General features: G+C 49.3%; 12 protein-coding genes. 7 read left to right on the top strand and 5 right to left on the bottom strand.

Going from position 1 to position 15,060, the window contains the following annotated elements:
* The first annotated feature begins 60 nt into the window (after positions 1 to 60).
* Together ACR6Z4_RS20485 and ACR6Z4_RS20480 are read left to right on the top strand one after the other, a co-directional pair.
* The gene (locus tag ACR6Z4_RS20485) at positions 61 to 414 is read left to right on the top strand and encodes a DUF565 domain-containing protein (RefSeq protein WP_479719174.1); all 354 of its coding nucleotides are present in this window, start codon (positions 61 to 63) and stop codon (positions 412 to 414) included.
* A gap of 4 nt (positions 415 to 418) precedes the next feature.
* The gene (locus tag ACR6Z4_RS20480) at positions 419 to 1,492 is read left to right on the top strand and encodes a glycerate kinase (RefSeq protein WP_479719173.1); all 1,074 of its coding nucleotides are present in this window, start codon (positions 419 to 421) and stop codon (positions 1,490 to 1,492) included.
* 276 nt (positions 1,493 to 1,768) lie between these two features.
* Here the strand turns inward: ACR6Z4_RS20480 and ACR6Z4_RS20475 are convergent, their stop codons facing one another.
* Positions 1,769 to 3,121: a gluconeogenesis factor YvcK family protein gene (locus ACR6Z4_RS20475; RefSeq protein WP_479719172.1), complete on the bottom strand. Its 1,353-nt coding sequence runs from the start codon at positions 3,119 to 3,121 to the stop codon at positions 1,769 to 1,771.
* A gap of 765 nt (positions 3,122 to 3,886) precedes the next feature.
* On the opposite strand from ACR6Z4_RS20475, the gene ACR6Z4_RS20470 reads away from it, so the two are divergent.
* Together ACR6Z4_RS20470 and ACR6Z4_RS20465 are read left to right on the top strand one after the other, a co-directional pair.
* Positions 3,887 to 4,669, top strand: coding sequence for an ABC transporter ATP-binding protein (locus tag ACR6Z4_RS20470; RefSeq protein ID WP_479719171.1), 783 nt, complete (start codon positions 3,887 to 3,889; stop codon positions 4,667 to 4,669).
* Between the two features lie 161 nt (positions 4,670 to 4,830).
* A complete protein-coding gene (locus ACR6Z4_RS20465; RefSeq protein ID WP_479719170.1) occupies positions 4,831 to 6,153 on the top strand; it encodes an MlaD family protein in 1,323 nt (440 codons plus the stop codon).
* Between the two features lie 120 nt (positions 6,154 to 6,273).
* Here ACR6Z4_RS20465 and ACR6Z4_RS20460 read toward each other — a convergent pair whose 3' ends face one another.
* Positions 6,274 to 6,438 (bottom strand): hypothetical protein, encoded by a 165-nt coding sequence (locus ACR6Z4_RS20460; RefSeq protein WP_479719169.1) that lies wholly within the window; start codon positions 6,436 to 6,438, stop codon positions 6,274 to 6,276.
* 14 nt (positions 6,439 to 6,452) lie between these two features.
* On the opposite strand from ACR6Z4_RS20460, the gene ACR6Z4_RS20455 reads away from it, so the two are divergent.
* From ACR6Z4_RS20455 to ACR6Z4_RS20445, 3 genes are all read left to right on the top strand, one after another.
* Positions 6,453 to 6,599: a hypothetical protein gene (locus ACR6Z4_RS20455; RefSeq protein WP_479719168.1), complete on the top strand. Its 147-nt coding sequence runs from the start codon at positions 6,453 to 6,455 to the stop codon at positions 6,597 to 6,599.
* Positions 6,600 to 6,744: 145 nt separating this feature from the next.
* On the top strand, positions 6,745 to 10,545 hold the full coding sequence (locus ACR6Z4_RS20450; protein WP_479719167.1) for an FkbM family methyltransferase: 3,801 nt from the start codon (positions 6,745 to 6,747) through the stop codon (positions 10,543 to 10,545).
* A 24-nt stretch (positions 10,546 to 10,569) separates the two neighbouring features.
* Positions 10,570 to 12,165 carry an FkbM family methyltransferase gene (locus tag ACR6Z4_RS20445; RefSeq protein ID WP_479719166.1) on the top strand — a complete coding sequence of 532 codons (1,596 nt, stop codon included), beginning with the start codon at positions 10,570 to 10,572 and terminating at the stop codon, positions 12,163 to 12,165.
* A 316-nt stretch (positions 12,166 to 12,481) separates the two neighbouring features.
* Here ACR6Z4_RS20445 and ACR6Z4_RS20440 read toward each other — a convergent pair whose 3' ends face one another.
* The 3 genes from ACR6Z4_RS20440 to ACR6Z4_RS20430 all read right to left on the bottom strand — a co-directional run bounded on the left by ACR6Z4_RS20440 (position 12,482) and on the right by ACR6Z4_RS20430 (position 14,838).
* Positions 12,482 to 13,096, bottom strand: coding sequence for a hypothetical protein (locus ACR6Z4_RS20440; protein WP_479719165.1), 615 nt, complete (start codon positions 13,094 to 13,096; stop codon positions 12,482 to 12,484).
* Positions 13,097 to 13,256: 160 nt separating this feature from the next.
* Positions 13,257 to 14,177, bottom strand: a complete 921-nt coding sequence (locus tag ACR6Z4_RS20435; RefSeq protein ID WP_479719164.1) for a HEAT repeat domain-containing protein — start codon at positions 14,175 to 14,177, stop codon at positions 13,257 to 13,259.
* Positions 14,178 to 14,424: 247 nt separating this feature from the next.
* Positions 14,425 to 14,838 carry a gamma-glutamylcyclotransferase family protein gene (locus tag ACR6Z4_RS20430; protein ID WP_479719163.1) on the bottom strand — a complete coding sequence of 138 codons (414 nt, stop codon included), beginning with the start codon at positions 14,836 to 14,838 and terminating at the stop codon, positions 14,425 to 14,427.
* Between the last annotated feature and the right edge of the window lie 222 nt (positions 14,839 to 15,060).

The following is a 15,060-nucleotide window of genomic DNA, read 5'->3' as shown; positions in this document are numbered from 1 at the left end:
AGAACTAGGGAAATCGAGCTATGCTATCGACATCATCTGGAGCGATCGCCGGGATCGATTATGCAAAATACTCGCCTGAATACGCTATTTGATGTGGTTGGCGATCGCCTCAATCAATGGGTTCGCAATCCCTGGCGACGGATTTCGTTGATCATTCTCAGCCTGCTGCTGGGCAATTTTTTGGCGACTGCATTCTCTACAATTGCGGGTCAAACAGCCGACCTGGATGTGGTGGCTGCCATGCTGCTAGTATTACTCACCGAAGCCATTAGCTGGCTAACCTACGGCAGTCGCTTGGCTAAATCTGACAGGTCGGGAATGAAGCAACGCGCCTTGTGGGTAGAAATTTTGAATGGATTAAAATTGGGGATGATTTACGGTTTGTTTGTAGAAGCATTCAAGCTAGGTAGTTGATGCTGTGACAGAGCCAGAATCCTACCTGAATGCGCTGCTGCGCCAATTGCTTGAATCGGGCAGCGATCCGTCGGTAGACCGATCGCCGCTGTTGGCTGAATTAGAACGGCTGGTTTTAGCAGATTCAGACTCTGCAACCGCATTTGGGATAACGCCTGAAACGGTTGCTGTGATGGTTCAACAGCGATCGCAACTGCTGCATAGCCTTTACCCAACGCTGGATCTGTTTTGTCGGTTGACGCTGGGCTGGGCTGCTTGCCCGTTGGCGATCGCCTGGACATTGTGGCTACCATTGGCACTGCAATTGGCAGATCAGCGATCGCGGCTGAACCGACCATTAATTCAAGGCATTCTGGGGGGACAGGGCACCGGCAAATCGACCCTGGCAGAAATTTTAGTCCTGATTCTGCAACATTTTGACTATCAGGTGTGTCGGCTATCCCTTGACGACCTCTACAAAACCTACGACGAACGGGTGCAGTTGCAACGCACCGACCCCCGCTTAACCTGGCGTGGTCCACCGGGCACGCATGATATTGCGTTAGGGCTACGGGTGTTGCAGCAACTCCGATCGGGCACACCCGACCCGGTTGCACTCCCCAAGTTTGATAAATCGGCTGAGGCGGGTGCAGGCGATCGCACCACTCCAGAACTGGTTGAAACCATTGATATTGTCTTATTTGAAGGGTGGTTTGTGGGGGTTCGCCCCATCGATCCAACCGCGTTTGACCACGCACCGCCGCCGATTAATACTGAAAGCGATCGCCAGTTTGCCCGCGATTGCAATCAACGGTTACAAGATTATTTGCCCTTATGGGATTTGCTCGATCGCTTGATCATTCTTTATCCTGTGGATTATCGCCTGAGTCAAGACTGGCGACGGCAAGCCGAACAGCGCATGAAAGCATCCGGTCGAGCTGGCATGGTGGATGCGGAGATCAACTCATTTGTTGAATATTTCTGGCGATCGCTCCATCCCGATTTATTTATCACACCGCTGCTGCATTGTAGCGAGGCTGTTGATCTGGTGGTAGAAATTAACTCCGACCATTCTCCTGGCAAGATTTATTTGCCATGATCCGCCCTTGAGAGGATAAATCTGATCAAAAACCCGCTGGTTTCGGCTCCGCTCAACCCGCTCGCGCGCTAAGGATCATGAATTTAATAAACGTCCAGGTTTTACTTAATTTGCGATCCCAAGCGAAGCCAAGGACGCGCCCTGAGCGAAGTCGAAGGGCAACTGAACGGGAAACTCTTGGGGAAAAATCACCTCAGGAGTGGGAATTAAATAACGTCGATGATGTGTTGTACGGGCGAACGGCTGTTCGCCCCTTCAAACTTTAATCGACGATCTTTAGTCTTGATGGCGGCTATACCAGCGCAATAAGGTTCGGGCAAGGCGATCGGAGTTGTGGCGCAATAAGCCGGTTTGTTCATCTTCATCCATAACATTCGCAATCACAATCCGGCGACCGCTCTGGATGATGCCTTCTCGGTCAAACTCAACAGGGTAAGAATTTTCCTGGGCATAGCGGATCAAGGCTTTGGCAGACGGTGTTTTTTTCTGAACCAAAACGGCATCAAATAATTTTTGTCCACAGAGTGTATCGATCGCCCGAATATGGTCTGAAACAGTATAGTCCTGGGTTTCGCCCATTTGGGTCATAATGTTACAGACATAAATCCGAGGAATCTCGGTGCGCTTGGCGATCGCCTCAACAATATCAGGCACGAGTAAATTGGGGATCACGCTGGTATAGAGCGATCCTGGCCCCATGATAATGTAATCGGCTTCCTGAATCGCTTGTAACGCTTTGGGTAACGCCGGTGGGTGACTGGGAATACAGCCAATCTTGACAATCTTGCCTTCGGCTTCCGTAATATTTGACTCGCCTTCAATCCGGCGTCCGTCCGATAGTTCTGCCCACAACTTGACATCACTCAGGGTCGCGGGTAACACCTGCCCCCGCACGGCTAATACTTTGGAAATAGCGGCGATCGCCTGTTCAAAATCGCCCGTCACCTCACTCATGACCGTCAAAAACAAATTGCCAAAACTATGACCCGACAAGCCTTCACCCGCTTTAAAGCGATATTGAAATAACTCAGTCAATAGCTTTTCTTCATCTGCCAACGCTGCCAAACAGTTACGAATATCACCCGGCGGCAACACGCCAATTTCGCGCCGTAGCCGACCCGACGAACCGCCATCATCTGCCACCGTCACGATCGCCGTGATATTCGCGCTATAGGTCTTTAACCCGCGTAGCAAGGTCGATAACCCCGTCCCACCGCCCAGCACAACCACCTTGGGACCCCGATGGAGACGACGGTGGGTCATGAGCCGATCGATTAATTCTTCATCTCCTTCCGGCATCAGCACCTCGGTAATCGCCCCCAGGCTGCGCATTTGCCCCACAAACATGAGCAACAGCCCAATGATGATCACCAGAGGTCCACTTACATAGCTAGGAATGGTTTTGGCGAGGGTTTCCAGGATTTGCCCAGCAAACTGGCTAATGTAAAAAACCGGCGTCATCTTCGACCAGATAGCCAGCCCCAGCACTAACATGATAGTTCCCGCTACGCTCATAAATAGCCAACGCTTGACCAGTAGACCAGGAGCCAACCACTTGAACCACTGACTTACCCGTAAAGGAGTACGCTGGCGTGCCTCTTGCTTAATTAGCTGTATGGCTTGTTTCATCGGCTTGTTCAAATGTGCAGGGGTAAAAAGGTGAGTGAGCAGGAATCTGTTGATCACGACTGAGCGATAGAAGACGGTTCAGGAGATTTCTGAAAAAGATGTTACCCCTGTAAGGGCGGAGCATTCGTTAGAGGGTCGTTGGTGAATGGCGAAAATTATGGTTCAAATGCTTCGCCCCCTACGATGTGCTGGCATGACCTTTTCTAAAAATCGCCTGAGCGATCGGCACGGTTGGTTTTGGCGATGAATTTTGACTATGCATTTAGATATGACAATTGAATGGTTAATCAGGATGACGTGCAGGAAGTTTGTAGTGGAGTTTACCAAGGCGAATTTTACCTGAGTCTGGCTCCGCTGTTGTCAGCACGCGTCAAACTATGAAGGTTTTCACAATACATCATCTTGGTTTCAGGATAGTTTGATGAAAGATTTACTGATTTTGTAGCACACCCCCTGATCGAGACTGTATAAATCTCCTGTTTAGAATTGCAATATAGCGTTTTGCGCTTAGATAAAATAAAGTTATTGGGTTAAGCGTTGCCCTGTAGGATCGTAGATTTAATAAAACCGAAGAGTTATTTTTGGCAGCGCGGCGTCGCCGCGCTGCCGAAAATAACCGTCTGGGTTTACTTTGATTTGTCATCCTGAGAGCAAGGTATTTAGGCTCATTTCTCATTACTATGAGCATCGCTATAGTATGGTGAGTGTCAAAGATAGTAATCATCTGCGAAGATGCATCTTTAGCCAAAAACTACTTCAAATCCTATGGGTGAGCCGTTGATTGAGCTTAGAGGTGTCAGCAAGTCGTTTGGTAGTTTTGTGGTCTTAGATAACGTAGACCTGAATATCAACAGGGGCGAAGCTTTAGCCATTATTGGACCGTCAGGTACCGGAAAATCAACCATTCTCAGAATCATTGCCGGGTTGCTGGCTCCCGATTCGGGAGAAATTTATGTGCAGGGCAGGCGTCGAGAGGGGTTAATGGAAGATGCCAAAGATCCGATTGGGATTGGCATGGTGTTCCAAAATGCGGCGTTATTTGACTCCCTGACCGTGGATGAAAATGTCGGATTCTTGCTTTACCAACACTCTAATTTGTCACACAAAAAAATTAAAGAATTGGTCGAGCAAAAGCTAGAAATGGTGGGTCTCAGCGGCATTAGCGATCGCTATCCTGCCCAACTGTCAGGGGGGATGCGAAAGCGCGTCAGCCTTGCCCGCGCCATTATGGAAAATCCAGAAAATCCAGCCGACAGCCCAGAAGTAATTTTGTATGACGAGCCAACCGCAGGGCTAGACCCGATCGCCTCCACGGTGGTCGAAGACCTGGTACGGCAATTACAACGCAGCCAGGGTGGCTGTAGCACCTATGTCATCGTCACCCACCAGGACAGTACGGTTCGTCGGACTGCCGACCGGGTGATTTTCCTTTATCGGGGAAAGGTGCAGTGGTCGGGAACAGTAGATGAAATTGATACGACAGATAATCCACTGATGCGTCAATTTCGCAGTGGGAGTGTGGAAGGTCCAATCCAGGTATTAGACTAAATTTTGGCAATGCTGCATCCTGGGACGAGTCCGAACGCGACCCCGTTTACGTTCGAATTCATACCCGCAACTAGCAACGCCAAATTTTGGGATAAAATCCCCAAAGGCGTGATCGCAATTTTTAATTGCATGAAGTACGGGTTGTTTTGTGAGGAGAAACGATGCAATCGCGGACAATTCGAGAAGGCTCTGTTGGTTTGCTGATCCTGCTTGGGGTAGGTTTTTTAGGGCTACTTGTGATGTGGTTACGTGGGTTTAACCCCGGTGCGCGTAGCTATGAAATTGCAGTAGATTTTGCAGATGTGGGTGGGATGCAGGTTGGCGCTCCGGTGCGCTATCGGGGGGTGTCGGTCGGCAAAGTGACCAACATTCAACCGAGTGCCGTAGGGGTAGAGGTCGAAATCGAAATTTCACCCGCGACCCTACTCATCCCGGAAGATGCCCTGATCCAGGTTAATCAGTCTGGGCTAATTGGTGAAACATCGATTGATATTACTCCCCCAGAGATCAGTCAGCTGCCCCCTGCGAGTAGCAATCCTCTGGCGGCAGATTGTGCCCAAGCGAGCATTATTTGCAATGGCGATCGCCTTCCAGGAGAAGTGGGGGTCAGCTTTGGTGAGTTGATCAAAGCCACGGTGGAGCTATCTGAATTATTTGGCGACGAAGCCTTTTTTGGTGAATTGCGGGCACTGGCTAGAAACACATCCGATGCTGCCGCAGGCGTTGCTATTTTGAGCCGTGAAGTTACCCGACTGACGCGATCGGTCGAACGAGAACTAACCTCGTTGTCTACATCTGCTGAAAAAACCACCCTATCCGTGGGGCGCACTGCCGATCAGCTGACGCTAACCGCAGCTCAGGTGAATGGTCTGCTCACCGAAAATCGCGCTGCCCTGGCAGGAACGTTAGACAACATCAACCAAACCACTAACCAGATTCGGCTGCTGACGGGCAACTTGACCCCGTTGATGGACAATGGCGAGTTTGTTAGCAACCTGCAAATCCTCTCAGCCAATGCCGCTGCCGCGTCCGCCAGCTTGCGCAGCCTCACCGATGGTGTTGGCAACCCAGAAAATATCGTATTACTCCAGCAGACCCTGGAATCTGCCCGTGCCACATTCCAGAATGTCCAGAAAATCACCTCCGATCTGGATGAGCTGACGGGTGATCCGGCATTTCGGGATAATGTGCGGAATTTGGTCGATGGTTTAGGTAATTTGTTGTCCTATACCGAGCAACTGGAGCAACAGACCCAGATGGCTCAAACCCTGGCAGCCGCGAAAGACTCCATCGAACAGCACCCCCCTGCCAGCACAACGGTTGCAGAAGAACCTAGCCCAACAGCAACACCAGCACCCACTGCGGCTACAGCCGTTAGCCCCAGTCCCCAACCTCCAGTACGACTGACCTTGCTAGACCCAGAGTATCAGATTCATCTCAATCCTTTTGAACAAAACGATCTGAGGCGATCGCCTACGGAGTAATGGGCCAGATACCGACCCTTGATTCAGGGTGAATGCGGCTCTATGCACCTAAGCAGCAGTCTCACCGTCCTGCTTGTCATGACCATCTTGCAGCACGATAAACTCTGACACCAAAAACCTCTATTCCAATGCCACGCCCAACCCCAATCGATGCTCTGAACTGGGCGGGGTATTCGGGAATGAATCATTGTGTTGGTTCAAACCAGGCGGGGCATTCGGGGATGAATCATTGTGTTGGTTCGCATCGGGCGGGGCATTCGGGCAAAACTGATCGGATTCCATCACACAGGGTCTGCCGAATGCTGCGTCCCCACCACCACGTTGGGTTGCGGGGTCTGTGGGGCAATTGTTCTAAATTTCAAATCGGTGACAACCCGATCATGCAATCGAATCAAGCGATCGGCTCAAACGATCGCCAGGGGTCTCCCTATGACACTCAATTATGACGAACACCTCATCCGTAACGAGGAATCCTGGCACCGGATTTGCCAATGCCTCTAATCTCCGTCCATCCTGCAAGAACTCGAAAACTTTAGGGAAGAAGTGGGTAATCTAGGGAGGATATCGCTCTATACCCTGCCAATTCTCCCTATGACACACCTCTCAACAGGAAGCTCAGACTTAGACAAACTCATTCCTGGAGAAATTAGGGATGATGAATTCTACACCATCATTCAAACTCTGGCTCGGGATGAACCGATTAAAACGGTTCTGGAGATTGGGTCTTCCTCAGGGCAAGGCAGCACTCACGCGTTTGTCACAGGTTTAAGAGACAATCCCCATCACCCTGATTTATTTTGTTTGGAAGTGTCTCAAACACGATTTGCCGAACTGCAAACCTATTATGCAAGCGATCGCTTTGTTCATTGCTATAACGCTTCATCTGTAGCCCCTGAACAATTTGCCTCTGAAGCCGACGTGATGGAGTTCTATCAACACGTTCCCAGCAACTTAAATCATTATCCTTTAGCAGAGGTGCTGAATTGGTTAGCCCAAGATACAACCTACGTTAGTCAGTCGGATGTACCCGTAAATGGCATTCAGTTGATCAAACAACAGCACGCCATCGATTTTTTTGATGTGGTGCTGATCGATGGCTCGGAATTTACAGGGTATGCCGAATTGCAAGCGGTGTATGGCGCTGCCTGGATCTTGCTGGATGATATTCATACTTTTAAGAATCACAAAACCCATCAATTACTGACTCAAGACCCCAACTATCGTCTGGTGCATCAAAATGATGCGATTCGACATGGGTTTTCGGTATTCAAACGGATTGAATCACCGGAAAATTTCATCTTGTTTGAATATGAAATGAAAGAAAGTTTCCTGGTGACAAAATTAGTCAAACCGGGGATGACTGTTTTTGATGTCGGCGCAAACATTGGCGATTATTCGATTCTCTTTAGTCGATTGGTCGGCAAAACAGGGACTGTCTATGCGTTTGAGCCAACCCCTAAAACCTTTGCTCAACTACAAACACGGCTGCAAACCTATCATTGTGAGAATGTTCAAACATTTCAATCCGCCGTTTTTTCAGAAAGTGGCAGGGTTGAATTTAGTGAATTCCCAGATGACTATGCTGCCTGGAATAGCATTGGTATGCCACAAATGGCAGATCCAGAAAATCCTGATGAATCCATTGCGATCGCCCATCGTGAGCTGGTTACAGCCATTAGCTTAGATGACTTTTGTGCCGACCATCAAATTCAAACCATCGACTATCTCAAAGTCGATGTCGAAGGGGCAGAAAGTGATGTGTTGCAAGGAGCCAGACACCTGCTGGCAACCAAAGCGATCCGGTTGATTCAATTTGAAATTTCTCAGAAGATGCTGGAAGGCATGGGGCGATCGGCAAACGCCACTTTCGATCTATTGCAAGAGTATGGGTATGAATGCCACCAAATCTTACCCGATGGCGATCTGGGTGATTGCGTCCGTGATTCTGATGCTTTCTATGAAAACTATATTGCGGTTCCGGCGTTACCGATTCATTTCTTTACTATTGTTTTGAACGGTGAACCATTCATTCGCTATCACATTGAAGCCTTCCAACAACTCAAATGTCCCTGGCACTGGCACATTATTGAAGGGGTGGCTGACCTAAAACACGACACGGCTTGGAGTGTCAGTTGGGGTGGACAGATTACCGATACTCTACATGACAACGGACGCAGTCGTGATGGCACCAGTGCCTATTTAGATAACCTGCAACAGCTTTATCCCAATCACATCACCGTCTATCGCAAGCCCCCAGGAGAGTTTTGGGATGGCAAGCTGGAAATGGTATCGGCTCCCCTGGTTAACATTCAACAGGACTGTTTGTTGTGGCAGGTCGATGTCGATGAACTCTGGACAACAGAGCAGATTGAAGCGGCTCACCGATTGTTTGTGCAACATCCCGAAAAAACAGCCGCTTACTACTGGTGCTGGTATTTTGTGGGGGCGCAGCTCATGGTCAGTACGCGCAACTGTTATAGCCAAAATGTAGAGCACGACTGGCTACGCACCTGGCGATTTCGACCGGGTTATGTTTGGGCATCGCATGAACCGCCTTGTTTAGTCGAACCGTTGCCCGATCAGCAATATCGCGATGTGGCGATCGCCAATCCATTTCGGCAGGATGAATTAGAGCATCATGGGTTGGTGTTTCAACATTACGCCTATACTACTCCTGAGCAATTGCAGTTTAAAGAACACTATTACGGCTATGCCCATGCCCTGGAACAGTGGCAAGCCTTGCAATCACAAACACAGTTTCCGGTGCGCTTGCGACAGTACTTTTCCTGGGTGCATGATTTGACGATGGTCGATCGCCCAGAGTCGCGGGGTGTCGTGCCGATCGCCCAATATGATGCAACCCAAAATTCCTGGCGTTTTCTGGATGCCGCCTCTTTGCAAACAAGCATTGAAGCTATTCCCGATCGCCCGTCTCCTTTAATTGTGGTGGATGGTGTCTTTTTCCAACTGTACAAAACGGGGATTGCCAGAGTGTGGCAATCCCTGCTGCAACACTGGGTAGAAAACGGATTTAGCAAACATATCATTGTTTTAGATCGAGCCGGGACTGCACCGGATATTGCAGGCATTCAGTACTATCCGATTGCTGCCTATCGAGCCGATGCAATCGATGCCGATCGCAAATTATTGCAACAGGCCTGTGATCAGTTAGGGGCTGATTTATTTACGTCAACCTATTTCACAACGCCGGTTTCTACCCCTTCAGTGGCAATGCTTTACGACATGATTCCTGAAATGATGGGAGAACGGTCGGATCATCCCATCGTTAAAGCAAAACGTGAGGCGATCGCTCATGCATCAGCTTACATCACGATTTCACACAATACGGCTCAAGACCTGGAAAAATTGTATGGCAGTTTGTTGAATCAACCGGCAAAGGTAGCCCATTGTGGCGTTGATCCGACCTTTGTAGCGGCGACCCCAGAGCAAATTACTGCCTTTCGCCATAAATATGGCATTATTAAACCCTACTTCATAGCGATGAGTGTAGACAATCCCAGTCCCTACAAAAACAATCAGCTATTTTTCCAAGCCTTTGCCCAGCTCGCCAGTAAAACCGGGTTTGAAATTGTCGGGACTGCCCTTTCTGCCGATTTACCTGCGACCTGGCGAGATTGCACCGCCGGAAGTCCCGTCCATCTTTTACGTTTAACCGATGCCGAGTTAGCCGTTGCCTATTCCGGGGCGATCGCCCTGGTCTATCCTTCTAAATACGAAGGTTTTGGGATGCCGATTTTAGAAGCGATGGCATGCGGTTGTCCGGTAATCACCTGTGCTAATTCATCAATTCCAGAAGTCGCAGACAACGCTGTTATTTACGTCGGCGAGAATGATATCGATGCGATGGCAAATGCGCTTTGTGATGTGCAAAAGCCAGGTATCCGACACCACTTAATTACGGCAGGGGTCGAGCGATCGCAGCAATTTTCCTGGGTGACGATGGCGGAAACGGTGCGTTCTATTTTAGTCGAAGCGACCCTGTCTGCACTCAATCTCAAACCGTCCAACGTCCTATTAGTATTGGATTGGAGCCAACCTGACACTGATCTGTATGCCAGCCTGGTTGAAGTGATGACCGTATGGTTGACCCATCCCCAGATGACTGAGATGACTTTGCTGATTGATAGAAGTGAGGTACCAGAGGGGCTTGATCCCGAATTACTATTGGGAGATGTGGTCATCAGTCTATTGATGGAGCAAGAAGAGGAGGTTGACGAACCCAATTTGGCATTGGTTGATCAGCTCAGCGATACCCAATGGCACGTGTTAGCGACTCGATTGCGAGGCTATATTGCTCTAACAGAGCAGTCAACCGCGATCGCTCGTTGCCAGCAATTCCAGATTCCTCAGTTGAGTCTCAGCGATCTATAAGCCGTTGACGGATGCAGCACCCTCATGATTGATTCATTTTCCCCCGATTCTCCGATTGCTTCTTACTGGCAATACCTTCACCGGGCTTGTCCGTCGCTGGATTTGACAGCATTATTCACTGCGTTTGCAGATCTGGACTGGAGTGAGTGGGAACAGCCAGAATCGGCGATCGCCCTGAATAATTTTGCCGTGATGGCATTGATTGAAGCAGAAACCTGTGGCGATCGCGATCTGCGGACTATCCAATTAGACATGGCAGTATCCGCCTTGCAACAGGGTGCAGAGATGGGAGACTATCCCTTATGTGCTGCCCATCTTGCCCAGATTCATCTCATGTTAGGTGAGGCTGAAATCGCAGCGACGATTGCTTTTTCTACCTGGATGAATGCACTGCAACCCGCGTTCACTCCGTCGGCTGAAGTACTACCGCTGGGGTTGGTTTATTTACCACCGCAGAGTCAACCCGGTGGAATGGCTCGCAGTCAGCAATTCACCCAGCTTTTACAGGCAAAAACAGGCTACGAGCAAGCCTTACAAATTTCGATCCAGACCCTCTGTGGAGCCAAACAGTTTTTCTATCAGCCCGATTGGATGCGGTTTATGCACCTGGCAACCCATCTGACTCCCGATCGAGTAGATCTAAACTTGAAGCTGGGGCTTTCGTGCCTGATCAACAAACAAGGAGAAGGCTTGTATTATCTCCACCGTGCCCAGCAACTAGCGCCGCACCTGGCTGCCCCTATGCAGGCGTTGTATCTGGCATATCGCAACCTTGAAGATATCAATGCTGCTCATCGTTGGCTAGACGTTGCATTAGTTCAATACAATCAACAGCCCGAATCACCAGAGTGGGTATGGGCAACTCTACCTTGGGATAGCCCATTTACTTACATTCCCTTTGAACATAGGCAATTGGCTGTAGAAGCCAACCTTCAAAGCATTGTCACCAATATTTTGTTGGGTGAAGCAGACTGGGTAGAGCAAGAGATTCATTTTTGGCGCAACCAGATTCAACCGGGTATGACGGTGATTGATGTGGGGGCAAATGTGGGGGTATATGCTATCAGTGCGGCGCAACGCGTCGGTGCCCAGGGGCGAGTGCTGGCGGTTGAACCCTTTTCCGGGTGCCTTCAATGTTTGACAGAAACCCGTCGGATCAATCAACTCTCCTGGTTGACTCTCTGTGCTGGAGCTGCCAGCGATCGCATGGGGACTGCTCACCTCTCGATTCATGATGCCAACGAACTCAATCAAATTGTTATGCATGATGGCTCATTGGCAGCAACAGAGGCGGTTGAAGCCATTACCTGCTTTACGTTAGACAGTTTGGTGGCGCAAGAAAAGCTGGAGCGGGTAGATTGGCTGAAGATTGATGCCGAAGGTCATGAATTACAAGTTTTGCGAGGAAGCGATCGCCTACTTTCTACCTACGCTCCGGCAATTCTCTACGAAAACATCGCGAGTTCAGGAGATAGCAATCTTGAAGTAGCCGACTTTCTCAAATCCAGAGGCTATCAACTATTTCGCTACCAACCGTATTTGGATGATCTAATTCCCCTGAATGCCGATGAAGACTGGTCAGGCACCTTAAACATTATTGCGTTACCCGCATTGCCATAGTCAGGGCTATGTTGTTAAACAAAATCGAGTGTGGCAGGGGCGCGGCTCTGCCGCGCCCCTGCGATAGCAACCGTCGAGACGGTTAAATCAGGAGGTTGTGTGATACCGATTTAAACAGACTCCACAGCACATCGATCTCGTGTAAGGGCGCATCGCAATGCGCCCCTACGGTATCTGGTGCGATCGCTAATTAAATTGGTATGAGAACCTGCGCGGAGCGCAGGTTCTCATACAACCCTTGTTCTAATTAACCCCTCGACTGCTATATAAAACTCGATTTTTATTGCGTTTCTAAGGGACAGTTTCAGAGCAGACACTATTTACACTGAAGCGAGTTAAACACTTGCTCTGCCAGGCCTGCGGCGTTGTCGCCAGTGGTGGTCAATGCGACAAAATAAAGATTTTCGCGATAGGTGACGGTGGCTTGATAGCTGATTGCGGTTTGATCGGCTTGCCCTGAAGTCGTTTGCTTCCCTTGAGAAACCAGCACATCTACTGTTTGACCACAAAGTTCTTTGGATTCTGTAGTGGCTGATTCCGTCTTAAAATTGCTGCCCTGCTGTTGTTCAATGCTATCTTGCATCGCTTTTTGAAATTCTGCCGGATCACCTTGCAGTTGGGTGCCAATTTTGCCCATTACCAAAATGATGGGGTGCGGATCTTGGGCACTCATGACGCCCGCAAACTGAACACCACCAATATTCATTGCCATCAACCCGACTGACCCGCCCGGAATCTCATACTCCATGATATCTTGGGCAGCTTGCTCGGCTTGCTCTGTGCCAAAAGACAGGTTAAGCGATCGCTGAACAAAGAACGCCAGACCAGCTCCTAGAAGGATGAATAGCAGCAACGCGCCACCACACCCAATCCCGATCCATTTCCAGACGTTACCTGATTTAGGCGGTTGGGGAGTCTCAGAGTCAAACATATCGCAAGGAGGGGTGAACGTTACAACAAAAATGCAGGTGCAAATGCTCTTGGTTTTACTATAGTCCTTTCCCTGGCGATCGCATTCTTTTCGCCTCGCATCAGGATCAGGGATGGTAGATGGATACATTCAAACGCAACCCGCTTACGGATGCGATCGCTTACTTTTTCTTCTTTTTCTTATTACTTTTCGTGGAGCCAGACACCCCCTGACCAAATCCTTGCACGGGTTTTAGCGATGCTTGCCTGGGTATGTCTAGAAAATGGCTATCCCATGAGGAAGATGAGGTAGATGGAAAATCCCAATCAGACAGGGGCTGATCAGACGGTTCTTCAAACTCAGGATTGGCAATCAGCTGAGCCGCTCGCAGGTTTTTAAAGAATCGGGGTTGCAAGTCTTTAGGTGCAAAATCAGATTCTTTTTTAAGTCCAAATTCGATCTGAACGGTTGCCCAGGTGCCTGGAATCATGTCATCCACTTGATTAGCAGCATAGGCTTGCCCGATCAGATCCACGGCTTCAACCGCTTGTAGATCGAGCAAGGTTGCGACTAATATGCCATTTAATATGGGCGTATTTTCGTTGTATGCTTCAAGCTGATGGCTCAACGTCTCAACACAGATATCTCTATGCTCTGGCGCAGTCCTCCCAATCTTTGAGACTCCTTCTGCGACGGCACAACGTGCCCATTCATTCAAGGCAGTATTGGCTAGAGAGTCTATCAAAACGGGTAGGGCATCTATACCGATTAATTGGATGACCCAAGGTGCTTCGTTGCTGAGCCAATCATCATCTTTGTAGCGATCCCATAGAGACAATAGAGGTGCGATCGCCTCTATTGCCTTGAGTTGCCCCAATGCCCGCCATGCATGAACAATGCCCCATCCCTCTAAATATTCTTCATTCTCCCAGAGGTGGTCATCTGTCATCATGCGAATCAATTCAGGACTATCTGCGGGTGTTAGCCCATAGGTTGTAGGATAGTCTGGCCAATCCTTTAAGTCGGTCAGATAACCTTCACCGATGGTGAGGAGAGCAGCGACTGGGGGCTGATAGGGTGTGGGGTTGTGTTGGTCAGACATGATACAAACACTCAAATGTCATTATTCCTAGCCTAGAACATTCACCCGTCGTTATAGCAGTTCTCCAGCATTTGTAATTTTGTTTGAGAGAGCGACGGCGGAGCCGTCGCTCTCCAAAACGGTACTGATTTGGGGGATAACGTTGACCGTGAAACTGTGAAACCGAGGCTGCTGATTTGCGCTATGAAATTGGGTGGGAGTGCCACGCTCCGCGTGGCACTCCCACCCAATTTCATAGCTGGATGGATCACCAGGATTGCCCGGTCCATTGCCCACTGGGTATCAGCACCCCGCTAAACTTCTGCACTTGCGCCAGCGACATCCTATATATCCAAACAATTCCAAGCGATCGCCCTTGTGGATCAAACACTTCTTGTTCATAGCGATTATATTCATTCAAATCTGGCGATCGCCCCACGTCATACCCTTCCAATTCGTCCAGATGCTTCAGCACGGCTGCATCCGCAAAGGAGAGAACGACCCCATAAATCGGTTGATTGCCAGATGTCATTGCCGGGTAGCCCATCGGCAGATCAAACAATTGACCATAGGCGATCGCCTCACACGCCTCAATGACTCGACCCTCGCAATATTGGGGATAGTAATATTCGCCAGGTTTTAACGTACCGTAGACGAAGACGCGAATCGATGGAGAGGTCATAGCAGAGCAAGAAGGGGTAAAGGTCATCGTTTAACACAGCAGCAGCACCAAAAATTAACACCCTGTCTAGAACAGTACTGAGTTTCAGGTTTAACTCAAAACTCAAACTCTTACAGCGCTTTACGCTTGAGTAAGCCATCGTTATTTTTGTGAGAGCCTCGCGGAGCGAGGCTCTCACAAAAATAACCTGGTTTTAAGCGATTGAAAGTCGCTGTAATAGTG

This window comes from Calyptranema fuscum S582, assembly GCF_055793305.1.
The sequence above is the reverse complement of the archived record's forward strand: the minus strand, read 5'-3'. Positions and strand labels throughout refer to the sequence as shown.